This window comes from Streptomyces sp. NPDC001292 (assembly GCF_042896465.1).
GTDB lineage: Bacteria > Actinomycetota > Actinomycetes > Streptomycetales > Streptomycetaceae > Streptomyces.
In genome coordinates this window covers 15,878-40,678 of sequence record NZ_JBIAXG010000028.1, presented here as the reverse complement: position 1 = coordinate 40,678, position 24,801 = coordinate 15,878, and the positions used below count along the sequence as shown (strand labels likewise).

General features: G+C 71.9%; 25 protein-coding genes and 3 pseudogenes. 14 read left to right on the top strand and 14 right to left on the bottom strand.

Annotated elements, in window-relative coordinates:
• Positions 1–14: 14 nt before the first annotated feature.
• Complete coding sequence (locus tag ACFY4A_RS26440; RefSeq protein WP_390831831.1) at positions 15–509, bottom strand: RNA-binding S4 domain-containing protein; 495 nt, start codon at positions 507–509, stop codon at positions 15–17.
• Positions 510–564: 55 nt separating this feature from the next.
• On the opposite strand from ACFY4A_RS26440, the gene ACFY4A_RS26435 reads away from it, so the two are divergent.
• On the top strand, positions 565–1,305 hold the full coding sequence (locus ACFY4A_RS26435) for a uracil-DNA glycosylase (RefSeq protein ID WP_390831830.1): 741 nt from the start codon (positions 565–567) through the stop codon (positions 1,303–1,305).
• Positions 1,306–1,323: 18 nt separating this feature from the next.
• On the top strand, positions 1,324–2,418 hold the full coding sequence (pip, locus tag ACFY4A_RS26430) for a prolyl aminopeptidase (protein WP_390831829.1): 1,095 nt from the start codon (positions 1,324–1,326) through the stop codon (positions 2,416–2,418).
• On the opposite strand, the gene ACFY4A_RS26425 is transcribed toward pip, so the two are convergent.
• Positions 2,303–2,767 carry a GNAT family N-acetyltransferase gene (locus tag ACFY4A_RS26425; protein ID WP_390831828.1) on the bottom strand — a complete coding sequence of 155 codons (465 nt, stop codon included), beginning with the start codon at positions 2,765–2,767 and terminating at the stop codon, positions 2,303–2,305. The genes pip and ACFY4A_RS26425 overlap by 116 nt on opposite strands.
• A complete protein-coding gene (locus ACFY4A_RS26420) occupies positions 2,764–3,174 on the bottom strand; it encodes a RidA family protein (protein WP_390831827.1) in 411 nt (136 codons plus the stop codon). The genes ACFY4A_RS26425 and ACFY4A_RS26420 overlap by 4 nt, the downstream gene beginning before the upstream one ends.
• A 208-nt stretch (positions 3,175–3,382) precedes the next feature.
• Here ACFY4A_RS26420 and ACFY4A_RS26415 point away from each other — a divergent pair.
• A pseudogene (locus ACFY4A_RS26415) lies at positions 3,383–4,054 on the top strand (nucleotidyltransferase domain-containing protein); the annotation flags it as partial.
• Between the two features lie 107 nt (positions 4,055–4,161).
• Here the strand turns inward: ACFY4A_RS26415 and ACFY4A_RS26410 are convergent.
• Entirely contained in the window at positions 4,162–4,284 is a 123-nt protein-coding gene (locus tag ACFY4A_RS26410; RefSeq protein ID WP_390831826.1) for a hypothetical protein, read from the bottom strand.
• Positions 4,285–4,355: 71 nt separating this feature from the next.
• A pseudogene (locus tag ACFY4A_RS26405) lies at positions 4,356–4,586 on the bottom strand (hypothetical protein); the annotation flags it as partial.
• An 811-nt stretch (positions 4,587–5,397) separates the two neighbouring features.
• On the opposite strand from ACFY4A_RS26405, the gene ACFY4A_RS26400 reads away from it, so the two are divergent.
• Entirely contained in the window at positions 5,398–5,583 is a 186-nt protein-coding gene (locus ACFY4A_RS26400; protein WP_390831825.1) for a hypothetical protein, read from the top strand.
• Positions 5,584–5,680: 97 nt separating this feature from the next.
• Here ACFY4A_RS26400 and ACFY4A_RS26395 read toward each other — a convergent pair whose 3' ends face one another.
• Both ACFY4A_RS26395 and ACFY4A_RS26390 read right to left on the bottom strand, forming a co-directional pair.
• The gene (locus ACFY4A_RS26395) at positions 5,681–6,133 is read right to left on the bottom strand and encodes a hypothetical protein (protein ID WP_390831824.1); all 453 of its coding nucleotides are present in this window, start codon (positions 6,131–6,133) and stop codon (positions 5,681–5,683) included.
• Positions 6,124–6,774 carry an ATP-binding protein gene (locus ACFY4A_RS26390; protein WP_390831823.1) on the bottom strand — a complete coding sequence of 217 codons (651 nt, stop codon included), beginning with the start codon at positions 6,772–6,774 and terminating at the stop codon, positions 6,124–6,126. Before ACFY4A_RS26390 ends, ACFY4A_RS26395 begins: the two co-directional genes overlap by 10 nt.
• 247 nt (positions 6,775–7,021) lie before the next feature.
• Here ACFY4A_RS26390 and ACFY4A_RS26385 point away from each other — a divergent pair, with 247 nt between their 5' ends.
• From ACFY4A_RS26385 to ACFY4A_RS26375, 3 genes are all read left to right on the top strand, one after another.
• Complete coding sequence (locus tag ACFY4A_RS26385; RefSeq protein WP_390831822.1) at positions 7,022–7,882, top strand: helix-turn-helix domain-containing protein; 861 nt, start codon at positions 7,022–7,024, stop codon at positions 7,880–7,882.
• Positions 7,883–8,155 carry a DUF397 domain-containing protein gene (locus tag ACFY4A_RS26380; protein ID WP_390831821.1) on the top strand — a complete coding sequence of 91 codons (273 nt, stop codon included), beginning with the start codon at positions 7,883–7,885 and terminating at the stop codon, positions 8,153–8,155.
• A gap of 92 nt (positions 8,156–8,247) precedes the next feature.
• Complete coding sequence (locus ACFY4A_RS26375; RefSeq protein WP_390831820.1) at positions 8,248–9,036, top strand: SAM-dependent methyltransferase; 789 nt, start codon at positions 8,248–8,250, stop codon at positions 9,034–9,036.
• A gap of 49 nt (positions 9,037–9,085) precedes the next feature.
• Here the strand turns inward: ACFY4A_RS26375 and ACFY4A_RS26370 are convergent, their stop codons facing one another.
• The gene (locus ACFY4A_RS26370; RefSeq protein WP_390831819.1) at positions 9,086–10,573 is read right to left on the bottom strand and encodes a glutamate synthase subunit beta; all 1,488 of its coding nucleotides are present in this window, start codon (positions 10,571–10,573) and stop codon (positions 9,086–9,088) included.
• Between the two features lie 129 nt (positions 10,574–10,702).
• Positions 10,703–11,397: pseudogene (locus ACFY4A_RS26365) on the bottom strand (DUF2293 domain-containing protein).
• Between the two features lie 81 nt (positions 11,398–11,478).
• On the opposite strand from ACFY4A_RS26365, the gene ACFY4A_RS26360 reads away from it, so the two are divergent.
• A complete protein-coding gene (locus ACFY4A_RS26360) occupies positions 11,479–12,120 on the top strand; it encodes a uridine kinase (RefSeq protein WP_390831898.1) in 642 nt (213 codons plus the stop codon).
• Positions 12,121–12,205: 85 nt separating this feature from the next.
• Here the strand turns inward: ACFY4A_RS26360 and ACFY4A_RS26355 are convergent, their stop codons facing one another.
• A complete protein-coding gene (locus ACFY4A_RS26355) occupies positions 12,206–13,297 on the bottom strand; it encodes a magnesium and cobalt transport protein CorA (RefSeq protein ID WP_390831818.1) in 1,092 nt (363 codons plus the stop codon).
• A gap of 155 nt (positions 13,298–13,452) precedes the next feature.
• On the opposite strand from ACFY4A_RS26355, the gene ACFY4A_RS26350 reads away from it, so the two are divergent.
• Positions 13,453–14,337, top strand: coding sequence for a methyltransferase domain-containing protein (locus ACFY4A_RS26350; RefSeq protein WP_390831817.1), 885 nt, complete (start codon positions 13,453–13,455; stop codon positions 14,335–14,337).
• 233 nt (positions 14,338–14,570) lie between these two features.
• Here ACFY4A_RS26350 and ACFY4A_RS26345 read toward each other — a convergent pair whose 3' ends face one another.
• A complete protein-coding gene (locus ACFY4A_RS26345; protein ID WP_390831816.1) occupies positions 14,571–15,485 on the bottom strand; it encodes a carbohydrate kinase family protein in 915 nt (304 codons plus the stop codon).
• Positions 15,482–16,387 (bottom strand): pseudouridine-5'-phosphate glycosidase, encoded by a 906-nt coding sequence (locus ACFY4A_RS26340; protein ID WP_390831815.1) that lies wholly within the window; start codon positions 16,385–16,387, stop codon positions 15,482–15,484. Before ACFY4A_RS26340 ends, ACFY4A_RS26345 begins: the two co-directional genes overlap by 4 nt.
• 100 nt (positions 16,388–16,487) lie before the next feature.
• Between ACFY4A_RS26340 and ACFY4A_RS26335 the strand changes: the two genes are divergently transcribed.
• Complete coding sequence (locus tag ACFY4A_RS26335; protein WP_390831814.1) at positions 16,488–16,916, top strand: VOC family protein; 429 nt, start codon at positions 16,488–16,490, stop codon at positions 16,914–16,916.
• A gap of 46 nt (positions 16,917–16,962) precedes the next feature.
• Here ACFY4A_RS26335 and ACFY4A_RS26330 read toward each other — a convergent pair whose 3' ends face one another.
• Complete coding sequence (locus ACFY4A_RS26330) at positions 16,963–17,517, bottom strand: methylated-DNA--[protein]-cysteine S-methyltransferase (protein WP_390831813.1); 555 nt, start codon at positions 17,515–17,517, stop codon at positions 16,963–16,965.
• Between the two features lie 56 nt (positions 17,518–17,573).
• Positions 17,574–18,452: a glycerophosphodiester phosphodiesterase gene (locus ACFY4A_RS26325; RefSeq protein WP_390831812.1), complete on the bottom strand. Its 879-nt coding sequence runs from the start codon at positions 18,450–18,452 to the stop codon at positions 17,574–17,576.
• Positions 18,453–18,749: 297 nt separating this feature from the next.
• Between ACFY4A_RS26325 and ACFY4A_RS26320 the strand changes: the two genes are divergently transcribed.
• The 4 genes from ACFY4A_RS26320 (at position 18,750) to ACFY4A_RS26305 (ending at position 24,695) form a co-directional block, all read left to right on the top strand.
• On the top strand, positions 18,750–19,628 hold the full coding sequence (locus tag ACFY4A_RS26320; RefSeq protein WP_390831811.1) for an MHYT domain-containing protein: 879 nt from the start codon (positions 18,750–18,752) through the stop codon (positions 19,626–19,628).
• A gap of 40 nt (positions 19,629–19,668) precedes the next feature.
• On the top strand, positions 19,669–21,843 hold the full coding sequence (uvrB, locus tag ACFY4A_RS26315) for an excinuclease ABC subunit UvrB (RefSeq protein ID WP_390831810.1): 2,175 nt from the start codon (positions 19,669–19,671) through the stop codon (positions 21,841–21,843).
• A gap of 132 nt (positions 21,844–21,975) precedes the next feature.
• Positions 21,976–22,554, top strand: a complete 579-nt coding sequence (locus tag ACFY4A_RS26310) for a TerD family protein (protein WP_141361975.1) — start codon at positions 21,976–21,978, stop codon at positions 22,552–22,554.
• Between the two features lie 62 nt (positions 22,555–22,616).
• Positions 22,617–24,695, top strand: coding sequence for a TerD family protein (locus tag ACFY4A_RS26305; protein ID WP_390831809.1), 2,079 nt, complete (start codon positions 22,617–22,619; stop codon positions 24,693–24,695).
• Positions 24,696–24,801: the final 106 nt, after the last annotated feature.

Below are 24,801 nucleotides of genomic sequence, written 5' to 3'. Positions count from 1 at the left end.
CGCCCGGACCGGGGTCACCGCCCCCTGGGACGGCTCCCCGGGCTGTCTCCGAAACCACCCGGACCGCCCAGGTCCCGCAGGCGTTCCAGCTCGCGGCGGTCGCGCTTGGTGGGGCGGCCGGTGCCGCGGTCGCGGATGCCGATCGGGGTGACGGCCTCGCGGGGTGGGGGCGGCGGGGAGTTGTCGACGTAGCACTGGACGGCGACGGGAGCGCCCACGCGCTTGCGGATCAGCCGCTTGACGACGACGATCCGCTCGCGGCCCTCGTGCCGCAGCCGCACCTCGTCACCGACGCGCACCGAGTGGGCGGGTTTCACCCGCTCCCCGTTCACCCGGACGTGCCCGCCCCGGCACGCGGTGGCGCCGATGGAGCGGGTCTTGACCAGCCGGACGGCCCAGATCCAGCTGTCGATCCGCACGTTCTCCCCGCTCGCCGGACCGGCCGCCTCGGCGGCGGCGACAGCGGCGGCGGTCCTCGGATCCACGTCTCGGTCGTCCTGGGAAGCCATGCATCCGACCTTAGCGGCCCGACCGCTCCAGCCCGGAGGCAATTACCGTTGAGCCATGGACAGCAGCAGCCTCGCCGCCCTCGACGAGCGGATCGCCGGCTGCCGGGCCTGCCCGCGACTGGTCGCCTGGCGGGAGGAGGTGGCCCGCACCAAGCGGGCCGCGTTCGCCGACTGGACGTACTGGGGCCGTCCGGTACCGGGCTTCGGACCGGCGGACGCCCGCCTGCTGATCGTGGGACTGGCCCCGGCGGCACACGGCGGCAACCGCACCGGCCGCATGTTCACCGGCGACCGCTCCGGCGACGTGCTGTACGAGGCCCTGTACGAGCTGGGCTTGGCCTCCCAGCCCACCTCCACCTCCGCCGACGACGGCCTGGAGTTGCACGGGGTGCGCGTCACCTCCCCCGTGCATTGCGCGCCCCCCGCCAACAAACCCACCCCAGGCGAACGCGACACCTGCCGCCCCTGGCTGGTCCAGGAACTGACCCTGCTGCGTCCCGCCCTCCGCGCGGCGGTCGTCCTGGGCGCCTTCGGCTGGCAGGCGGCCCTCCCGGCCTTCGGCGAAGCCGGCTGGCCCGTACCCCGCCCCCGCCCGCCCTTCGCCCACGGCACCCGCGTGTCCCTCGACGGCCTCGACCTCTTCGGCTGCTTCCACGTCAGCCAGCGCAACACCTTCACCGGCAGACTCACCCCCGACATGCTCCGGGACGTCCTGCGGACGGCGGCACGGGCGGCGGGGCTGCCGGTGGAGCCGCCCCCGGTCACCCGGGGAAATGAGACGACGCGGACGCCGTAGGCCCGTTACGGTGCCCCGATGGGCCTGTATCCGGAGATCGAACCGTACGACCAGGGCATGCTCGACGTGGGCGACGGCAACCGCGTGTACTGGGAGGTCTGCGGCAACCCCCGCGGCAAGCCGGCGGTGATGCTGCACGGCGGGCCGGGCTCAGGGTGCACGCCGGGCCACCGGCGCTACTGCGACCCCGCCGCGTACCGGATCGTGCTGCTCGACCAGCGCGGCTGCGGCCGCTCCACGCCGCACGCGAGCGTGTACGGCACCGACATGAGCGTCAACACGACCGAGCGCCTGATGGCCGACCTGGAGCTGCTGCGGCGGCACCTGGGCATCGAGCGGTGGCTGGTGTGGGGGGCCTCGTGGGGGTCGGTGCTGGGGCTGCGTTACGCGCAGACGCATCCCGGTGTGGTCTCCGAGCTGGTGCTGACGGGAATCGCGACCGGCTCCAACCCCGAGGCGACCCTGCTGACCCACGGCCTGGGGAGGATCTTCCCCGAGGCCTTCGAGCGGTTCCTCGCCGAGCTGCCCGAGCCGGACCGCACCGGAAACCTCGCCTCCGCGTTCAACCGGCTGCTCGAGTCGCCCGACCCCGCCGTGCGCGAGCGGGCCGCGCGCGCCTGGACCGACTGGGAGACGGCGATCATCCCCGCTCCGCCCCGCTCCGTCGAGCGCTACGAGGACCCCGCGTTCCGCATGGGCTTCGCCCGTACGGTCACGCACTACTTCGGCAACGACCACTTCCTCGGCGAGGGCAACGACGAGGGCGTGGTGCTGGGTGACACCCACAGACTCAAGGGCGTTCCCGGCACCCTCGTCCAGGGCAGCCTCGACTTCGGCAACCTCCTCGGCACTCCCTGGCGCCTCCACCGGGCCTGGCCGGACAGCGAGTTGACCGTCGTGGACGAGGCCGGTCACGACTGGGGAGCACCGGGCGTGGTGGAGGCCCTGGTGGCGGCGACGGACACGTACGCCCGACGCCAGGCGGCCCGGCCCGGTCTCACGGCCGCCACACGTACCGCACGTCCGGCTCCCGCTCCTCGTTCCCGCTGCCGTCGGTGTACTCGGCGGCCACGAAGCCGTGGCGCTCGTAGAAGCGGTGGGCGGGCCGGTTGACCTGGAAGGTCCACAGGGACAGACCCCTGGGCCTCCGCTCCTTGGCCAGGGCGACGAAACGGTCGCCGAGGCCGCGTCCGCGCCAGTCCGGGTGAAGGTACAACTGCTCCAGCAGGTCGTCGTCGAGCACCATCAGGCCCACGATGCCGGCATCACCGCCCGCGTCGGCGACCCAGGTCTCCTGGCGGGGCACCACGACATCACGGAACCAGGCACGCACCGCGTCGTCGGAGTGCGGCCTCTCGACGCCCGGCAGCGCGGTGGCGAAAGACCGCAGCCAGACATCGGCGACGGCCCGGGCATCCGTGCCACGCGCCCGACGCAGAGCGACGGTGCTCTCGGCGCTCATGTGCCCTCCGGCACGACCGCCGTCGCCGTGATCTCCACGAGTTGCCCCGGGTATCCGAGGCAGGCGACCCCGATCAGCGTCGACGAGTGCGGTCCCGTGCTGAGTCCGGAGGCCTCGACGACCTCCCAGACGGCGGAGAGCACGGCGGGGTCGCTGCTGACGACGTACACGTCGGTCGACAGCACGTGTGCCAAGTCGCTCCCCACCGACCGCAGCTGCTGCTCGAGGTTCGCGATCACCTGTTCGGCCTGCCGCACGGCATCCCCCGGCCCGACCACCCGCCCGTCGGCGTCCAGCGGGACGGTCCCGGCGAGGAACGCCAGCCCGGTCCCGGCCTCGACGACGGAGACGTGGGCGTACATGGGCGGCGGAAAAAGACCGGGAGCGGTGGCGACGCGTCGGATCACGTGAGTTCCTTGGACGGGAGCGGGCAGCTTTCCCATCCTCCACGCCCGCACCCGATGCCGCAGCCGAATTTCACGGCCGAACCCGACCCCGCCTGGTTATGCTGACTCGCTGATGACACAGCCGGACCAGCCCTTCCTCGACACCACCGCCGACCGCCTCGCCGCCCTCCCCGGAGTCCGGGCCGTGGCTCTCGGAGGCTCGCGTGCCCAGGGCACCCACCGGCCCGACAGCGACTGGGACCTGGCCGTCTACTACCGGGGCCGCTTCGACCCCGCCGACCTGCGGGCGGTCGGCTGGGAGGGCGAGGTGTCCGAGATCGGGGCGTGGGGTGGGGGCGTGTTCAACGGGGGCGCATGGCTGACCGTCGACGGGCGGCGTGTCGACGTGCACTATCGCGACCTGGACGTGGTGGAGCACGAGTGCGCGGAGGCGGAGGAAGGGCGGTTCCGCGTGGAGCCGCTGCTGTTCCATCTCGCGGGGATCCCCAGCTATCTGGTCGTCGCGGAGCTCGCCGTCAACCGGTTGCTGCGCGGCGAACTGCCCCGCCCCGCCGCCTACCCGCCCGCCCTTCGACGTTCGGCGCCCGACCACTGGTACGGCCTGGCCACTGCCACCCTGGCCTACGCGAAGGCCGGACACGCCCCGAAAGGCGACCTCACCCAGGTCGCCGGTGCGATCGCCCTCGCCGCGACCCAGACCGCCCACGCGGTGCTGGCAGCGCGGGGGGAGTGGACCACCAACGACAAGGGCCTGATCGCTCGCGCGGGCCTGTGTGCGGTCGACGACATCGTGGCAGGACTCGAACCGGGACCCGGGGCCCTGACCGCCGCCGTCACCGACGCTGAAGCCCTGCTGGGCGGCTGCATGCCGAAGGTGTGAGGGGAGGCCTGGTGTGAGGGGAGGCCTGAGATACGAGCCGCAAGGGCCCCTGACCGGCATCACCGCCGGTCAGGGGCCCCTTCACGCGATCAGGCGGCCGTCAGCCGTCAGCCGTCCGACTCCGGCGACGGGATGTACGCGCCCGGCACGTCCTCGGGCGCGAAGATCTTCTTCTCGCCGGGGTACGGCTTGCTCCACCCGTGCGTCTCGTACCAGGTGAAGTGGTTCATCTGAGCCGGGTTCGCGAAGTCGGGCCTGGCGTCGGGCCCGGTCAGCCGCTGCTTCGACTTCCAGCTCTCCCACTCGCGTCGATGGCGACCACCCGGTTCTGGCCGTTGACCGCGGAGTACACGGTGGAGTCGTCGGCCGAGAACACCGCCGCACCCACCAGGGCGCGCTTGGACCGGTCCGCCGGGATCTTGACGGACGTCGGGTTGGCGACGCTGCCGTCCGGGTTCACCGTGAACCTGGTGTAGCCGTCGGCCTGGCCCAGCCACAGCTGCGAACCGTCGGGCGAGTACGTGGGGCCTTCCCAAGGTCGTGGACGACCTGTCCGGCATCGCGGTGGTGCACGCACGGCGTCCGGACGCGGTGCCTCGGCCGTTGCGCGAGGCGTTCGGGGAGAGACCGCCGCCGTTGGTGCCCGTGTGCGAGATCCTGCACGCGGTCGGCCACGCGCTGTTCCTGGCAAGCGGACCGGCCGAAGAGGTGGACGGCGTCACGCTGGCCGCGGCGCTCCTGGCCAAGGCCGGGAAGGGGCGCGGGGAACGGAGTCGGAGGCGGTCATCACCTTCCATTTCGGCACGGCTCTGGCCGCGGTGGCCGACCTCGACGACGACGAGGGCGATCCGAGGGGGCTGAGGGCCGCCGCGCTCCACCAGAGGCGCCGGGCGGTCGCCATGCTGCCTTCGGGCGATTCCTCGCGCGCGACGATGTTGTGACCGGTCGCCGGGGACTTGTGGCCTGGAGCCGCGGCCGACGCGCTGCACGCGGAGCTCATCGAGTCGAGTGTCGACCTGCACCTGAAAACGTTGGCGGCGGAGTTGGGTGTCACCGTTCCCGGCCCGGCCCGGCCCCCGATCCCCGCGTGGGCGAGGCCCTGAACCGTATTTTCCGCAAGGGGGTGTAGGCCCGTGCCCTGCGAGCCGGTATGCCGGAGGGTGAACACGAGGCGTACGCAGAGCGAAGCCGTGGGTGATCGACCGGGTGGGAAATGTGAGGCGCGACGCACCTTTGGTGGTGGACTGGTGTCACGTACGTCTCAGTAGGGTCACCAGGAGAGGCGTTCGCCCCCTGCATGGCGTTTAAATCTGCAAGTACAGCATTGAACGTGGAGGTGCAGGGTGAACGGGCGAACGGTGCTCGAGCGCTTTCCCGCCGGCGGTCCGCGCGGGTCGTGGCCGGCGGAGGAGTTCGCGCATGCGCGGCGTCTGGAAGGCCTGCCCGCCGAGGTTGTCATGGACCTAGCGACGGACACGTTCCTGGTGATCGTCCGGAGCGGAGACTCCGGTGGTGACGCCACTGCGTGACCCGACCCCGCAGCCAACGACCAGATCAGTCGAGTCGTCCCCCCGCCCGTGAATGGGCGGCGGGCACCCCTCCGGCTTCCGCGCCTCTCCGGTTTCCTTACGCGCTGACGGTGCTGGACCAGGCCGGGGTCGTCCCGGTGATCCGGCACATGGCCAGGTAGAGGGGGATCGGCGGGGTGTAGGGGATCGTGCCCGCCGGGCGGTGGATGAGCGTGGGGGCCGTCGGCGAGGCGGGGAGCGTCGCGCCCGGGGAGTAGTGGGCGGGGGCGGGCCAGCGCAGGGCGTAGTCGGAGTCCGCGGGGACGATCCACCACCAGTGCGCGCGGTCGGCGTAGACGCAGCCCACGCGGGGCAGCCGGGGCATCAGCTGCGGGCCGAGGTGGGCGGGGACCGCGACCGCGTCGCAGCCCAGGGGGGCGGTCATGCCCTCGGGCGCGGACAGCCGCCGGGGTGCGCCATGGGTGCGCAGACCGCGCCCCAGGCGTACGAGTGTGTCCAGGTTGAGCGACTGGCCGGAGCCGCCCAAGGCGCCGGCGCCGGTCACAGCCATGCGGTTCCCGTTTCGTGAGGTGCTTGCCGGTGGTCCTGCGGATGCGTCTGACCGTGCTCCTGCCCGTGCGCCTGCGGACCGTTCTTGTCGCCCGTGTCGCGGGCGGGAGCCGGCTTCGGCCGGGCGCCCCAGCCCAGGTCGCTCCGGGCGGGCGCGGTGCGACGCGGCAGCTCCGCCCACACCACCAGGCCGGTGCCCTGCTCCTGGGCTCCCCAGGCCAGACACATGGCGTCGACGAGGAGCAGTCCCCTCCCATGCTCCTCCTCGGGTTGCCGCGGCGACGGCTGCGGCTCACCCGGGGCGCACCCCTCGTCATGCACGGCTATGCGCACCAGCTCGTCCTCGTCGTGCAGCTCGCACACGATCTGCCTGCTGGCGGTGTGCACGATGGCATTGGTGACCAGCTCGGAGACGACCAGGGTCGCCGCGTCGCAGGTGTCCTCGCACACGGACCAGCCGGTCAGCCGGGTCCGGGTCAGGCGCCTTGCCTGCGCGGGGGAACCGGGATGCGCGGCCAGCTCGAAACGGAACCGACGCTCGGCAACGGCCCCGCCGGGGCTCGCTCCCGTACTCGCGCCACGGCTCAGCGGGCTCGCGGCGGCGTCTGTTCCTAAGGGCGGAGACGGAATCACGCTTGCCACTATCGCCCCGCCGTGAACACTTGGCAAGTGCCACTCTGAAAATTGCAGAGTGTTGGTGACGCGCTCAGAGGCCATGGCACACTGCTCGCAACAGCACGTCGAACGGCGCCAGTTGAGACTGCCGGTGCACCGGATTTTCGAACGGGCCTTCGAGCGGTTGCCGTGGGCTGTGCGGGATTCCTTACGGGAACCTCCGGAATCCTCGCGTCCGTCCGTACAGTTCGCTCCGGGTCAGTGGAGGTGGAGTGTGAGCGAGCCGCGGTCCGCGCCGACCGTCGGGCAGGTCGTGCTCGGCCGGCGCCTGTTGGACCTGCGGGAGAGCGCGGGGCTCAAGCGTGAGGAGGCCGCCCGCATCCTGCACGTGGCCCCCGCCACCGTGCGCCGTATGGAGATGGCCGAGGTCGCCCTCAAAATCCCGTACCTCCAGCTGCTGCTGAAGGCGTACGGCGTCTCCGACGAGGAGGCCGAGGCCTTCCTGCGGCTGGCCGAGGACGCCAACCAGCCGGGGTGGTGGCAGCGGTTCCACGACATCCTGCCGGGCTGGTTCTCGATGCATGTGAGCCTGGAGGGCGCCGCCGCGCTCATCCGGTCCTACGAACCGCACTTCGTCCCCGGACTGCTGCAGACCGAGGACTACGCGCGCGGGGTGCTCAAGTCCGGCGCCGTCGGCCAGACCAGCCCCGAGGACATAGAACGCCATGTCGCGCTGCGCATGCAACGCCAGGACCTGCTCACCCGCCCTGACGCCCCCAGGTTCTGGGTGGTGATGGACGAGACCGCGCTGCGCCGCCAGGTCGGCGGCCCCGAGGTGATGCGTGCTCAGATCGACAGGCTGCTGGAGGCCGCGAGGCTGCCCAACGTGACGTTGCAGATCGCTCCGTTCTCCGCGGGGCCGCACGCCGGCACGTACGGACCCTTCGTGCTGTTCCGATTCGCCATGCCCGAACTGCCGGACATGGTCTACAGCGAGTACCTGACCGGCGCGGTCTACCTGGACGCGCGTCAGGAGGTGGCGAGCCACCTCGAGGTCATGGACCGCATGGCGGCGCAGGCCGCTACTGCACATCGCACGAAGGAGATCCTCCGGGATTTCCGCAAGGAGCTGTGAATGGAACGCATCACGTCCCAGCCCAAGCCGCGGCTGCGCGGCGGCATCTACAACGGCATGCCCGCCCGCGAACTCGGCAGTGAGGGCTGGCACAAGCCGTGGAGCGGGGGCAACGGAGGCAACTGCCTGGAGGCGATGAAGCTGGACGACGGCCGGATCGCGGTCCGTCAGTCGACGGACCCGGACGGACCGGCCCTCATCTACACGACCGACGAGATGACGGCGTTCATCGAGGGCGCGAAGGCCGGAGAGGCGGACTTCCTGCTGACCTGAACGACCCCTGTCTGTTGGCTATCTCAACTCCCTAATCTTGGTACCGACTTGATCATGACTACTGCTCACTTCAGATGCTTACGAGGTGCCGTATGACCGAGATCGACACCAGCAAGCCGCATCCCGCGCGGATGTACGACTGGTATCTCGGCGGCAAGGACAACTACCCCGTCGACGAGGAACTGGGCCGGCAGATGCTGGCACTCGACCCGCGAGTGCCGGTGATGGCCAAGGTCAACCGGGCCTTCATGCAACGGGCGACGCGGTGGCTGGCCGGCGGGGGCGTACGGCAGTTCCTGGACATCGGCACCGGCATCCCGACCGAGCCGAACCTGCACCAGGTCGCCCAGTCGGTCGCGCCCGACGCGCGCGTCGTCTACTGCGACAACGATCCGATCGTGCTGGCCCACGCGGCGGCCCTGCTGCGCAGCGCGCCGGAGGGCATCACCGAGTACATCCAGGCCGATGTCCGCGACCCGGCCACGATCCTGGAGGGCGCCAGGAAGATCCTGGACTTCAGCCAACCCGTGGCCCTGTCCCTGGTGGCACTGCTCCACTTCATCAGCGACGAGGACGGCGCCCATGACCTGGTCGGCCGTCTCCTCGCCGAACTGCCCTCCGGCAGCTACCTGATGATGACCCACGCCACCTCGGACTTCACCCCGGAGGCGTCGGCGGTGGCCACGGCCAGACTGAAGGCCGGGGGCGTCACCCTCGCCCTCCGCTCCCGCGAGGAGTTCACCCGCTTCTTCGACGGCCTGGAGCTCGTCGACCCCGGCGTGGAGGTCGTCCACAAGTGGCACCCGGAACTGGGCGAACCGGTCCCGGGCCAGGACGACGGAGTCATCCCGGGGTACGGGGCGGTGGCACGGAAGCCATGACGCAGTGACGTCCGCGGCGCCCCACCGGCCAGGTGGGGCGCCGTCGACGTCACACCCGCATCGGACGGTCGTACGGGCCGATCGGGGACGGGAGGCTCCAGGCGCCCGTCAGGTGGTGGTCAACGGCCGCCGCGACCGCGCGGCCCTCGGCGATGGCCCAGACGATCAGCGACTGGCCGCGTGCGGCGTCCCCGGCGGCGAACACGCCCGGGACGTTGGTCGCGAAGGCGGGGTCGCGGGCGATCGTGCCCCGGGGGGTGAGCCGCAGGCCCAACTGGCCGATGAGGCCGTCCTCCTGGGACGGGCCGGAGAAACCCAGCGCGAGCAGCACCAGATCGGCCGGGATCGTGCGCTCGGTGCCCGGCAGGGGGCGCCGCGCCGCGTCCACCTCCACCAGGTGCAGCTCGCGCACCTGCCCGTCGGCGTCACCGGTGAAGCGGAGCGTCGACGCGGCGAACAGCCGTGCGTCGGCGTCCGCGACCGGTGCCGTGCCCAGGTCGCCCGCCTCCTGGTGCGCGGGCGACAGCCGGTAGATCTTCGGGTAGGTCGGCCACGGCTCGAGGTCCTCGTCGCGCTCCGTGCCGGGCTGGGCGTAGATGTCCAGCTGGGTCACGGACGCGGCGCCCTGCCGCACCGCCGTGCCCAGGCAGTCGGCTCCCGTGTCCCCGCCGCCCACGATCACGACGTGCCGGCCGGCCGCGGACACCGGAGAGGTCTCCATGTCGCCCTCGCACACCCGGTTGGCCAGCGGCAGGTACTCCATCGCCTGGTGGATGCCGGTCAACTCACGTCCGGGTACCGGGAGTTCACGCCAGGCCGTGGCGCCCGTGGCGATCACCACGGCGTCGTAGCGCGCCCGCAGCTCCCCGGCCCCGACGTCCCGCCCGACCTCCGTCGACGTACGGAACTTCGTCCCCTCGGCCAGCATCTGCTCCAACCGCCGCTCCAGATGATGCTTCTCCATCTTGAAGGCGGGGATGCCGTACCGCATCAGCCCGCCGAGCCGGTCGTCCCGCTCGTACAGGGCGACCGTGTGCCCCGCGCGGGTCAGCTGCTGGGCCGCGGCGAGCCCGGTCGGCCCCGACCCGATCACCGCGACGGTCCGCCCGGACAGCCGGTCCGGCGGGCGCGGCGGGGCGAACCCCTCCTCCCAGGCCCGGTCGGCGATCGCGCACTCGACGTTCTTGATGGTGACCGCCGGCTGGTTGATCGCCAGCACGCACCCCGCCTCGCACGGTGCCGGACACAACCGCCCGGTGAACTCGGGGAAGTTGTTCGTCGCGTGCAACCGGTCGGCGGCCGCCCGCCAGTCCTCCCGGGACACCAGGTCGTTCCACTCGGGGATCAGATTGCCCAGCGGACAGGCCTCGTGGCAGAACGGCACCCCGCAGTCCATGCACCGGTCGGCCTGCTTGCTGATGATCGGCAGCAGCCCGCCCGGCACGTACACCTCGTGCCAGTCCCGCACCCGCTCCTCGACCGGCCTGCGGGGCCACTCCCGGCGGGGTGTGGTCATGAAACCCTTGGGATCGGCCATGGCCGTCCCCCTTGCCTCGGGCACCACCTCTTTCCGGCCACGATACGTCCGCCGCGCACCAGACGCAGAGCCCGTATGTCTGTCGCTGTCGGTCGTGCGGTGCGCGCCGAGCGGCGGCTCGGGCGGGCGCTACGCCTGCAGTTCCTGCTCCCGCCAGGCCCGCAGCACCGAGTCCACGGCAGTCCTGATCCGCCGCCGGGCCTCGGGCCGTGCCACCCCGCTCATCAACAGCCGGTCGTACGGCGTGTCCAGGTGGCGTACGGACGCCGCGACCGCCGAGGTGACCGCGGCCTCGGACAGGGCGCGGCCCGATGCGCTGCGGCCGACCCGTCCGCTGCCGCGCAGGGAGGCGTGCCCGGCGATGGCCCGCGCGCGGTCCGGAGCGGGCAGGCGGGAAAGAGCCGCAGGATCTCCGCCGCGAACGCGTCCGCGAAGCGTATGTCCTCGGTCGCCCGCCGTCGTGCGTCGCGCGCCCGGCGACGGCGCCGGGCCTCGGCGTCCGCCAGGCACCGCCGCTCCGCGCGGGCGAGCGCCGCCTCCTCGACGAGGACGCCCTGCCGCTCGTACCGGCTCCTGCGCCGGTTGAACCGCACCACCACCGCGGACAGCGCGCTCTCCTCCCGCGACCGGCGCGTCAGCGCGGTGTCGCCGCGCGGCAGGAAGACGAGGTGCCCGAGGTCGGCGCAGTCCAGGCACCGCGGCACCCCCTCCTCCAGCACGAGCAGCGGCAGCGGGCCGCGTCCGCACGCGGCGCAGTGCTTGCGCCGCAGCGGCTGGACGACGAGAAGGCCGTCGGACGGCCGGGGGACCGGGAGCGACGCCATACGTGGGGCCATACGACGTGCATTCCCTGGCGCGTGCCCGGACGCTCCTCCCGCCGCACCCCCCTCTCGCCTTGGCGCATGATGGGCCGTGTGCGACTTCAAGCGATCACGTGGGAACGGCTCGGCGACCTGCTCGCCGAGCGCCTGCTCGACCTGAAGCCCGCCGACGGCAGCCCCTGGCCTCGCGTCGCCTTCGACGGTGCCCCCGCCGCGCTCCCGGGCGACCTGGCCCACCGCGTCGCCGAGGCGCTGCGGCCGCTCGGCCGCCCCGCGCTGGTCGTGGGCACCGAGGGTTTCCTGCGTCCGGCCTCCCTCCGCCTGGAACACGGCCACCGGGACGAGGAGTCCTACTACGACGGCTGGCTCGACACCAGCGCCCTGTGGCGCGAGGTCTTCGGTCCGCTCGAACCCGGCGGTGACGGCCGCGTCCTGCCCGACCTGTGGGACCCGGTCACCGACCGCGCCACCCGCAGCGCCTACGTCCAGCTCCCGCCCGGCGCCCTGTTGTTGCTGCATGGCCCCCTCCTGCTGCGTCACTGGTTCCCCTTCGACCTGACCGTCCACGTCCTCCTCTCCCCGGGCGCCCTGCGCCGTCGTACCCCGGAGGCGGAGCACTGGACGCTGCCCGCCTTCGAGCGCTACGACGCCGAGACCGACCCGGCCCGCACCGCCGACGTCCTGGTACGCGCCGACGACCCCCGGCACCCGGCCTGGAGCGGCTGAGCCCGGGGCCACCTGGTCACCCCGGCTGTCGGTCCCTGCGACACCCGGTTCGCGAGGCAGCCGTCTCTCGGGGAGGGCCGACGGCTCAGAGCCAGCCGTTGCGGCGGAAGCCGCGGTACAGCGACAGACACACGGCCGATATCAGGCAGATGACCAGCGGATAGCCGAACCGCCAGTGGAGCTCCGGCATCACCTGGAAGTTCATGCCGTACACCCCGCACACCATGGTCGGCACGGCAATCACCGCGGCCCATGCCGTGATCTTGCGCATGTCCTCGTTCTGCGCCACCGTCACCTGCGCGAGATGGGCCTGCAGAATCGAGTTCAGCAGTTCGTCGAAGGCGGCTATCTGCTCCTTGGCCCGGGTCTGGTGGTCGAGGACGTCCCGGAAGTACGCCTGTATCTCCGGTCCGACCACCCGCATCGGCCGGGCGGAGAGCTCCTCCAGCGGGCGGCCCAGCGGCACGACTGCCCGCTTCAGCTCCAGCAGCTCCCGCTTGAGCTGGTAGATCCGCCCCGGATCGACCCGCGCGCCGTCCTCCGCGAACACCTCGGTCTCCACCTCGTCGATGTCCTCCTGGAACGAGTCGGTGACGCTCAGGTAGTCGTCGACCACGTGGTCCGCGATCGCGTGCAGCACCGCCGCCGGCCCCTTGGCGAGCTGCCCCGGATCGGACTCCAGCTCCTCGCGCAGCGGACCGAGCGAGCCGTGCCGGCCGTGCCGCACGGTGATCACGAAGTCCTGCCCGGTGAACACCATGATCTCGCCGGTGCTCACCACTTCGCTCGTCGCCGTCAGCTTCTCGTGCTCGAGGTAGCAGACCGTCTTGAACACCGCGAACAGCGTCTCGCCGTACCGCTCCACCTTCGGGCGCTGATGCGCCTTGACGGTGTCCTCCACCGCCAGCGGGTGCAGGTCGAAGAGGTCCGCGATACCCGCGAACTCCTCGTCCGTCGGCTCGTGCAGTCCCAGCCATACGAAACCGTCACGGGCCTTGCGCACCCGTGTCACGGCCTCCACCAGATCGCCGGCCTCCGGGACCCGCTCGCCGTCCCGGTAGACCACGCAGTTCACCACGGAGGAGCCCAGCGGGGACCGGGCAGGATGGCTCAGGTCGACCCGGCGCCGCCCTCGGGCCAGCCGAGCCACCTTCCGCAGATTCCCCGCCATGGACATCCGGATCTCCTTGCGTGCACCTCTTGCCGCCTGGTCGAGCCAGTCTGCCAGGCTCACGTGAGCGCCGGGTAAGCCTGTGGAAACCGCACATTCCGCTTTGTTCCCGCCTGTGGACGGGCGCGGCAGGCGCCGGCGGAGGCTGGGATGATCCCGGTATGACGCACAGCGACGGGCAACCGGACGGGCATTCGGGCGCGGACACCGACCAGGACAAGGACGGGGACGAGGGCCGGGGCCAGGGTCCGGACGGGGGCGGATATCTGCTCGAGAACCGGCAGACCGAGGCGGGCGAGCGCTTCGACGCCTTCGCGACCCTCTTCGATCCCACAACGTTCCGCCACCTCGAAGGACTAGGCGTCGGACCCGGGTGGCGCTGCTGGGAGGTCGGCGTCGGCGGCACCTCCGTCGTCTCCTGGCTGGCCGAGCGGGTCGGCCCCACCGGCACGGTCGTCGCGACCGACATCGACACCTCACTGGTCGCCGGGGCCGCCCACCCGCCGGTGGAGGTGAGGGTCCACGACGTGGGCACCGAGGAGCCGCCTTCGCCAGGGGAGGGCTTCGACCTCGTGCACGCCCGGCTCGTCCTGGTCCACGTGCCGGACCGGGAACGGGCACTGAGGTCCATGATCAAGGCGCTGCGCCCCGGCGGCCGGCTGCTGCTGGAGGACGCCGACCCCGCCCTCCAGCCCCTGCTCTGCCCGGACGAACACGGCCCCGCGGAGGAACTGGCCAACCGGCTGCGCCGCGGCTTCCGCCGCCTGCTGGCCGACCGCGGCGCCGACCTGTCCTACGGCCGCAGACTCCCGCGCCTGCTGCGCGAGGCCGGTCTGCGCCAGGTGGAGGCCGACGCCTACTTCCCGGTCACCTCCCCGGCCTGTACTGCCCTGGAGTCCGCCACCGTCCGGCAGATCCGCACCCGCCTCGTCGCCGCGGGCCTGGCCACCGACGAGGAGATCGACCAGCACCTGACCAATGTGGCCTCCGGCACCATGGATCTGACCACAGCGCCGATGATCTCCGCGTGGGGCACCAAGCCGTAGCACCTCGGCCCGCCGACCGGAATGTCACCGGGCTTCCGGAGCCTCGCGTCCTGACGTGGACGGCTGTCTGCGCCGATCTCATCGCCAAGGCCCAGATCCTCCATGAAGAGGGCGAGAGCCATGCGAAGGACCTGGTCGCCGATGTGGAGCGAGCGCAGGGCAGTGCGGAGGCCGATGCGATCCCGATCATGCTCGCTCTGGAGAAAACTCTGCTCGACACGGCGGAGAGAGTGTCACCGGGCGCTCGGAGGTCTCCCGCCCACCCGTGCCACCGCGAGCGCGCCCGCCGCGCAGCCACGGGCTGCCGCGGTCTCGGGGGTGGCGCCGGCCAGAAGAGCGGCGAGGAACGCGCCGGTGAAGGCGTCGCCCGCGCCGGTGGTGTCCCACGGGGTGGCCGGCACCGCGGGTACGTGGTGCCGGACGGCGCCCGTGTGCGCCACCCGTGCCCCGGCGGCGCCCTGTTTCATGACCACCAGAGGGACGTGGCGGCTCAGTTCGGCCGCCGCGTCCGCCGGGTCGGGCAGGCCCGTCAGCAGGCAGGCCTCGTCGCGGCTCGGCAGCAGCACGTCCACCCCCTCGGTGAGCGCGAGGAACCGGTCCACGCCCAGCGCGACGAGGAATCCGGCCGACGCGGGATCCAGGCTCACCGGCACACCACGCGCGCGGGCCGCCGCGACGGCGCTCGCCACCAGCGCCCGGCCCGTACCGGAGAACAGCAGATAGCCCGACAGATGCAGCCGGGCCACCCCGTCGAGCAGCGCGTCGGACCAGTCACCCGCCTTCAGGCGCAGTGACGCCCCGCTGTCCGTGAGGAACGTGCGCTCGGCCGCTGCCGAGGAGTCGACGAGGCAGACCACCGTCCCGGTCGGCGCCCCGGGATCGATCACCAGGTGGGGACGCACCCCCGAGGCGACCAGCGCCCGTTCGTGCCAGACCGCCGACTCCGCGCCCACCCGCCCCAGCAGCCGGACCTCCCGGCACCCGCTGTGGGCCGCCCAGCAGGCCACGTTGGCCCCCGCCCCGCCCGGCAGCATCCGAACCGCAGCGGAGGTGTCGGTGCCGGTCGAGAGAGGCCCGCGATGCCGTACGACGACATCCGTCACGACGTCCCCGACCACCAGCAGCGCCCCGTCCCCGCCGTCTGTCACGGCAGGGCCCAGGCCGCCGCGATCCGCGCCGCCAGCCGTACGTTGCCGCGCACCGCCGCGAGGTTGGCGCGCAGCGAGGCGCCGTCGGTGTGCCGCACCAGGTAGTCGAGCAGGAACGGGGTGACCGCCTGCCCCGTGACGCCCTCCTCCGCGCACACGTGCAGCGCGTCGGCGAGCACACGCGCGTGCAGTTCGGGATCCAACTGCTCCTGCGGCGGCACCGGGTTGGCGATGATCAGCGCCGACTCCGGCGCCCGCAGCGCGTTCTGCGCCCGCATGGCCTCGGCCACGTCCTCCGGAGTCCGCAGCGTCCAGTCCACCGGATGACCGGAGTCGGACAGGTAGAAGCCGGGGAAGCGGTCCGTACCGTACCCGGCGACCGCGACCCCCAGCGTCTCCAGCCGCTGCAACGTCGCCGGCACGTCCAGGATCGACTTGACCCCCGCGCACACGACCGTGATCCGCGTGCGCGCCAGCAGGCCGAGGTCGGCGGACTCGTCCTGCGTCACCGTCCACTGCCGGTGCACTCCGCCGAGCCCACCCGTGGCGAACACGCGGATGCCCGCCAGCGAGGCCAGCAGCGCCGTCGCCGACACCGTCGTAGCCCCGCTCGCCCCCGCGGCCATCGCGAGCGGCAGGTCGCGGTGGCCGAGCTTGCGCATCCCCTCCTCGTTCGCGACCCGCTCCAGCTGCCCCTTGGCCAGGCCGACTTGAGGGTGGCCGTCCAGCACCGCGATGGTCGCGGGCACGGCGCCCTCCTGCCGCACCGCGTCCTCCAGTTCCAGCGCCACCTGGAGATTGCGCGGGCGCGGCAGCCCATGGGCGATGATCGTGGACTCCAGGGCCACCACGGGACGACGCGCGGCCAGCGCCTCCCGCACCTCTTCGGACACCACCAGCACGTGCCTGCCTCCCGTCTGTCGCGCTCTCCCTCATCTCTGGCGGGTGCCGCACCGGGTCAAACCCTTGCGGCCCGCACCGCACGGCACCAGCCTGGGGCGTATGAGCGACAACACGCCACGCCTCGACCACGTCGTCCTCTGGGTGCGCGACCCGGTCGCCGCGGCAAGCTTCTACGAGCAGACGGTCGGCCTGGAGCCGGTCAGGGTCGCCGAGTTCGCCGCGGGCGAGGTGTCCTTCCCTTCCGTACGCCTGAACGAGGAGACGATCCTCGACCTCGCCCCGCTCGACATGGCCGAGCGCATGAACATGGTCCCCGGCGCGGCCGGCAGCGCGGGCCACCCCGTGAACCACGTCTGCCTGTCCCTGCCCGCCGACGGCTTCGACGCCCTGCGCGCCCGTCTGGAGGAGCGGGCCGTCCCCGTCTCGGACTTCTCCCACGACGCCTTCGGCGCGCGCGGCAAAGCCAGGCGCAGCTTCTACTTCCGGGACCCGGACGGCAACGTCTTCGAGGCCCGGCACTACGCGTAGCGCACCCGCGGTCCACTACGAGTAGCGCGCACCTCGCCCCGGCACCTCAGAACAGCGGCTCGGGCAGCACGCCTTCCAGCGCGAGCAGTCTGCGCTTGGCCTCCAGGCCGCCGCCGAAGCCGCCGATGCCCCCGTCGCTCTCCACGACCCGATGGCACGGCACCACCACCGGCAGCGGATTGGCGCCCATCGCCGCGCCCACCGCCTGGGCGGCACCCGGCTGCCCCACCCGGTCGGCCAGATCGCCGTACCCGACGACCGTGCCGTACGGCACGGTCGACGCCAGTTCGCGCAGCACCTGCCGGTTGAAGCCAGAGATCAGCGACCAGTCCAGCGGCAGCTCGAAGTCCTGCCGCTCGCCCGCGAAGTACGCCCGTACCTGGCGTATCGCCTCCGCGAGCAGCGGGGAGCCGGGCGCCTCGACCGGCTCGGTGCCCAGCCGGGACGCCAGCCGGGCCAGCGCACGCTCCCGTATCGCGTCCGTGGCGTGGAAGACGACGTTGACCAGGCCTTCGGGGGTCGCGGCCAGCAGCAGAGGGCCGATGCCGGTACCGACTACGGCCCACACGACCCGCTGCTCGTCCTGCTCGTGGCTGTCCATGCGATTACGGTACGGCCCGCCACTGACAACGCCCGCTGACCTGCGCCGCCGCGGGATCAGAGGGTTTTGAGCGCCGCGCGCACCACTTCCGGCTTGTTCGTGATGATGCCGTCCACGCCGTAGCCGGCGACGGTCCGGGTGCCGGCGGCGTCGTTCACCGTCCAGACGAAGACCCCCAGCGGAGCCCCGTGCGGTCCCCGGTGCGCGCGGACGGCTGCCATGTAGTCCGCCGACAGCGTGCGGTAGGAGGGGTTGATCAGGTCCACGAAGGCCGCGTACCGGTGCAGGTCCGCCTTGTCCGGGCGGCCGAGGAAAGCGGTCCGGACGGCGGGCTTCAGCTCGTGCACGGTCCGCACGCTGCCTGCGCTGAAGCTCTGCACGATCAGCCGGCTCGCCAGGTGCCGGTGGTCGAGCCAGCCGCCGTTGGCGAGCACCTTGAGGGTCTGTGCCTCGATCCCCGGGTACAGCTCGGGTTTCTTGATCTCCAGGAGCAGCTTCTCGTGGTTGCGCTCGAGCCGACGCATGTACTGGCCGAGCGTCGGCACGCGCGTGCCCGCGAACGCGGGGGAGAACCAGCTGCCCGCGTCCAGGCGGGCGATCTCGGCGGCGGTGAAGTCCTTCACCTTCCACGGGGCCCGGCCGGGAAAGACCTGCTCGACGTTGGTCGTCCGCTTCAGGGTGGTGTCGTGGATGACCACCAGCTCGCCGTCCTTGGTGCGCTGCACGTCGTTCTCCACCCAGGAGAAGCCGAGGGCCGCCGCCTTGTCGATGGCGGGCAGCGTGTTCTCCGGGGCGTAGGCGGAGGCGCCCCGGTGGGCGACGACCATGGGCTGCGGCCGGTGGGCGTCGACAGCTCGTACCTCCGAGGTGGGCAGGAACAGGGCGGTGGCCGCCGCAAGAGCGGCGGCCAGGGCGGCGACGGCGCGCGTGTGCATAAGTACTCCTCGCGACTAGTGATCACGGACAGCACAAGAGTGACAGCACAGAGTCAACGAGGCGCTCGCAGAAGGGCCACGGGTGAAGTCACGAACCGCACGGAGCCGGCCGGGCCCGCTCACGGGTGCCGCACATCTGCGACGAGGCCGTGCTTCTTTGCCGGAAAGTCGTTCGGCCATTCCGGTGGCAGTCATACTCTCAGCGTCAACCCTGACCGCGTGGCGGTCCTGGGACGGGGGCATTCACGGGGGCATCCACGATTTCCGGGACTCAAGAGGGCGGAAGGGCAACCGCGCATGCACGGCACCGTCGACGGATTCAGCTACGGGATCGTCACCCCGCTCGTGGCCTGTCTCATGGCCTGCCTCGGCGGGGCCCTCGGCCTGCGCTGCACGACCCGCGCCCTGCTCGTCGCCCGCTCCTGGCGGCCCGGCTGGCTCGCCCTCGGCTCGGCCGCGATCGGCTCGGGCATCTGGACCATGCACTTCGTCGCGATGACCGGCTTCACCGTCGAAGAGGCGTCGATCGGCTACGACCGGCCGACGACGTACGCGAGCCTGGCCGTCGCCGTCGTCATGGCGGGAATCGGGATCTTCATGGTCGGCTACCGGGGCGCGACCGGCTCCGCCCTGTTCACCGGAGGCACGATCACCGGCCTCGGTGTCGCCAGCATGCACTACCTGGGTATGGCCGGGATGCGGCTCGACGGCACGCTCGAGTACAACACCTTCACCGTCGCCGCCTCCGTGGTGATCGCCGTCGTCGCCGCGACCGCGGCCCTCTGGGCGGCCGGACGGGCGAAGGGGTTCCTCTGGAGCGTCGGCGCCAGCCTCGTCATGGGACTCGCCGTCGTCGGCATGCACTACACGGGCATGGCCGCCGTCAGCGTCCACCTGCACGACACGGGCGGCGCCGCCACCGGCGAGTCGCCGGCCGCCCTGCTCACGCCGATGCTGATCGGCCCGCTCGTCTTCCTGCTGCTCACCGGCGCCGTCGTACTGTTCGACCCGCTGATGATCACGGGCAGGTCCGGCTGGACCCCCGTCGAGCACAAGCCGGGCGTCCCGGCGCGTGAACTGGTCGCCCACTCCGCCGGCCGCCACCCGGCCCGCGCCCACCGCGACCCCGACCGCGAGACGGCCCGCGAACGCTCCCGCGCTCCGCAGAACCGCTGATCCGGACCCGTTGTCAGTGGCGGGTCGTACGGTGGATGTCATGCGGCCCGTCTCTCACATCGAACGCACGGTGGCGCCCTTCGAGGTCGTCAGCCCCTACCAGCCCAGCGGCGACCAGCCGCAGGCCATCGCCGAACTCGCCCAGCGCATCGAGGCGGGGGAGCCGGACGTCGTCCTGCTCGGCGCCACCGGCACCGGCAAGTCCGCCACCACCGCGTGGATGATCGAGAAGCTTCAGCGCCCGACCCTCGTCATGGCGCCGAACAAGACGCTCGCCGCCCAGCTGGCCAACGAGTTCCGCGAACTGCTCCCGAACAACGCGGTCGAATACTTCGTCTCGTACTACGACTACTACCAGCCCGAGGCCTACGTCCCGCAGTCGGACACCTACATCGAGAAGGACTCCTCGATCAACGAGGAGGTCGAGCGCCTGCGCCACTCGGCGACCAACTCGCTGCTCACCCGCCGCGACGTCGTCGTGGTCGCCTCCGTCTCCTGCATCTACGGCCTGGGCACCCCGCAGGAGTACGTGGACCGCATGGTCCCGCTCCGGGTCGGTGACGAGATCGACCGCGACGAGCTGCTGCGCCGTTTCGTGGACATCCAGTACACGCGCAACGACATGGCCTTCACCCGCGGCACCTTCCGGGTGCGCGGCGACACCATCGAGATCTTCCCGGTCTACGAGGAGCTGGCCGTCCGCATCGAGATGTTCGGCGACGAGATCGAGGCGTTGTCGACCCTGCACCCCATCACCGGAGAGATCATCAGCGACGACCAGCAGCTGTACGTCTTCCCGGCCTCGCACTACATCGCCGGCCCCGAGCGCATGGAGCGGGCGATCAGGGGCATCGAGAAGGAGCTCGAGGAGCGCCTGGCCGAGCTGGAGAAGCAGGGCAAGCTGCTGGAGGCCCAGCGGCTGCGCATGCGCACCACCTACGACGTCGAGATGCTCCGCCAGATCGGCACCTGCTCCGGCGTGGAGAACTACTCGATGCACTTCGACGACCGCGCGCCCGGCAGCCCGCCCAACACCCTGCTCGACTACTTCCCGGACGACTTCCTGCTCGTCATCGACGAGTCGCACGTCACCGTGCCCCAGATCGGCGCGATGTACGAGGGCGACGCCTCCCGCAAGCGCACCCTCGTCGAGCACGGCTTCCGGCTGCCGTCCGCCCTGGACAACCGGCCGCTGAAGTGGGAGGAGTTCCAGGAACGCATCGGCCAGACGGTGTACCTGTCGGCGACGCCGGGCACGTACGAGCTGTCGCGCTCGGACGGTCAGGTCGAACAGATCATCCGGCCCACCGGCCTGGTCGACCCGCAGGTCGTCGTCAAGCCCACCGAGGGCCAGATCGACGACCTGGTGCACGAGATCCGCGGACGCGTGGAGAAGGACGAACGCGTTCTGGTCACGACGCTGACCAAGAAGATGGCCGAGGACCTGACGGACTACTTCCTGGAACTCGGCATCCAGGTCCGCTATCTGCACAGCGATGTCGACACCCTGCGCCGGGTCGAGCTGCTGCGCGAGCTGCGCAGCGGCGAGTTCGACGTCCTGGTCGGCATCAACCTGCTGCGTGAGGGCCTAGACCTGCCGGAGGTGTCCCTGGTGGCGATCCTCGACGCCGACAAGGAGGGCTTCCTGCGCTCGGGCACCTCGCTGATCCAGACCATCGGCCGCGCCGCGCGCAACGTCTCCGGCCAGGTCCATATGTACGCCGACAAGATCACCCCGGCGATGGAGAAGGCCATCGAGGAGACCAACCGCCGCCGGGAGAAGCAGATCGCGTACAACGAGGAGAACGGCATCGACCCGCAGCCGCTGCGCAAGAAGATCAACGACATCGTCGCGCGGATCGCCCGCGAGGAGGTCGACACCGAGCAGCTGCTCGGCACCGGGTACCGCAAGGGGAAGGACGGCAAGGGCGCGAAGACCCCCGTGCCGGCCCTCGGCGGCAACGGCGCCAAGGCCGCCGGTGCCGCCAAGCCGGCCAAGTCCGCCAAGCCCGCGAAGTCGGCCAAGGGCAAGGCCGAGGAGACGGTGCCCACCGACCGTCCCGCCGCCGAACTCGCCGAACAGATCGAGGAGATGACGGAGCGCATGCGCGCCGCCGCCGCCGACCTCCAGTTCGAGGTCGCGGCCCGGTTGCGCGACGAGGTCGCGGAGATGAAGAAGGAACTGCGCCAGATGCGCGAGGCGGGGCTGTCCTGACCGACTGCGCTGTGTTGCAAGACCGACACAAAGTGCGGACCCGTGGGCGGCGATGCCGCCGCCACTGCGTAGGGTTCTTGGCAGCCGCGGAACCGGCGGCGACAGGGGCGTAGCTCGAGAGGGGAATCAGCCGTGACCGTCAACTTGACCAAGGGTCAGGCCATCAGTCTGCAGAAGAACGACGGGGGCAGCCTGACCGCGGTCCGCATGGGTCTCGGCTGGCAGGCGGCCCCGCGCCGGGGTCTGTTCGGCTCGCGCACGCGCGAGATCGACCTCGACGCCTCCGCCGTCCTCTTCGCCGAGAAGCAGCCGGTCGACGTGGTCTTCTTCCGCCACCTGGTGAGCGACGACGGCTCCGTGCGCCACACCGGCGACAACCTGGTCGGCGGCGCGGGCCAGGGCGGTGACGACGAGTCGATCCTCGTCGACCTGCAGCGCGTCCCGGTCCACATCGACCAGATCGTCTTCACCGTGAACTCCTTCACGGGCCAGACCTTCCAGGAGGTGCAGAACGCGTTCTGCCGCCTGGTCGACGAGACCAACGGCCAGGAGCTCGCCCGCTACACCCTCGCGGGCGGTGGCAACTACACCGCCCAGATCATGGCGAAGGTGCACCGCGTGAACGGCGCCTGGACGATGACGGCCCTCGGCGCCCCCGCCAACGGCCGCACCTTCCAGGACCTGATGCCGACGATCCTGCCGCACCTGTAGAACGGTCCGGACAGTCCGGCGAGCAGCGCACGACAGCACATGACACCAGGGGGACGAAGGCGATGACGGCCGAGCTGGTGCGGGGGCAGAACCACCCGCTCTCCGAGGTCCGCCTGGAGATCCGGATCTCGGCCGGCCGGCCGGTCGTGGCGGCGGCCACGCTCAGCGACGACAGCGGCAGGGCGCGGGGCGCCGAGTGGGTGGTGCACCCCGGCGCTCCCGTCCTGCACGGTCTGGAGGTCTCCCGCCAGGCCGCCGCCGACCACCGGCTCGCCGTCGACCTGGGTGCCATGCCCGAGGCGGTGCACCGCGTCGACGTGCTGCTGGCCCTGCCCGCCGCGGGTGGGGGCCCGACCCGGTTCGGCGCGGTCGCCGCCCCCTTCGTCGCGGTCACCGGCCTGGACGGCACCGAGCTCGCCAGCTACACGATCACCGGCCTGGACGCCGAGTCCGCTGTGATCGCCGTGGAGCTGTACCGCCGCCAGGGCGCCTGGAAAGTGCGCGCCGTCGGCCAGGGCTACACGGGCGGCCTCACCGAACTGCTCACCGACCTGGGGCTGACCCAGGCCCGTGAACTGGCCGCCGCCGCCGAGGAGGCGGTGGCCCAGGGGCTGGCCCGCTCGGTGGCCGCACCCCCGCCCCGTACGACGGACGACGCCCGCTCCCACCAGGCCTCGGCGCCGCCCCGGCCGAACCCGACTGCTTCCGTTTCCTCCCACGACGGTTCTTCCCACGAGGGACAGGTCTCCCGGACCGCCGGCCCTTCGGCGCCGCAGCCGGCGGGTCCGCGGGAATCCGGAGGCGGGACCCCCGCGGCCGGATCACCACCCTCTCCGCCCGCGGGCGGAACCATCGACTACCGGCACCCGCGGCGGCAGCCCGCGCCCCCGGCCCCTTCCGGACGGCCCGCACCCCCGCCCCCGCCCGGACAGCCCCCTGCTCCGCCCGGGCAACCCGCGGCGCCGCCGGCCGCGTCGGCCACGCCTCCCGGCCACGACGGGCGGCCCGCGCGGCCCGTCGCGGGGGACGCGACCGGGTGGTCGATGGAGGAGCGGCTCTACAACCAGGTCTGGGGGATGTTCGAGGACCTGGCCCGCACCACGGCCGCCTACCGCAGCGCCGTCGACTTTGCCGACTCGCGCATGGACAAGGAGCTGGACCAGGTCCTGTCCGACCCGCGCAGCCGCATCGGCGGTCAGGGCGACGCCGCCCGGGAGGCGGCCCGCGCCAAGCACGCGCAGCTCGTCGACCAGGCCAGAGCGGCGCTCGACAGGGACCTGGCCCAGCTCACCGACGAGTCCGAGGTCGTCGAGCCGGCCCTGCCACCGGCGTACGCCCGCTGGGACAACCCGGTCTGGCACGGCTACCGCGTGCCGATGGAGATCCCCATGGCGGTACGCCTCGGCGACCTCCACCTGCCCGAGGACCCGTCCCTGCGCATCCCCATGCTGATCCGGCTGCCGCTGGAGCGCGGCCTGTGGATCGACAGCGGCCGCTGGGCGTCCCCCGACGCATCCTTCGCCGACGCGGGCGAACGTCGCCGGCTGGCGATGGAGACGGCGGTGGCGCACGCGGCCCGGCTGATCGCCGTCTACCCGCCGGGCGAGTTCGGCGTCCATGTCATCGACCCGGCCGGATCCGGAGCGCGGGCACTCGCGCCCCTGGTGCGCACGGGCGTGCTCGCGGGACCGCCCGCAGCCGGTGCCGCCGGGGTCGCGGACGTCCTGAGCCGGCTCACCCAGCGGGTCGACCTGGTGCAGATGGCCATGCGCGGGGGCGGTCCGGACGCGCTGCCCCCCGGCTTCGACGCCGCCGAACAGCTACTGATCGTCAACGACTTCCCGCACGGGTTCGACGACCGTGCCGTGACCCAGCTGCGCTACCTCGCCGACGAGGGCCCGGCCGTGGGCGTCCACCTGATGATGGTCGCCGACCGCGAGGACGCCGCCGCCTACGGTCCGTTGCTCGACCCGCTGTGGCGTTCGCTGATGCGACTGACCCCGGAGCCCGACGACCACCTCGCCGACCCGTGGGTCGGACATGCCTGGACGTACGAGCCGCCGGTGGTGCCGCCGGGCAGCCAGGTGCTCCAGATGGTGCTCACCGAGGTCGCGACGGCCCGTCGTGACTGGAACCGCTGAGCCGGGGCACACACCTCCGCACACCTCGTCTCAAGGGATCGTAAACTCGCCAGACCTGCGGCTTTGAACATTTCTTTGCCTTACTCTTTACCATTCCTTGGTCATT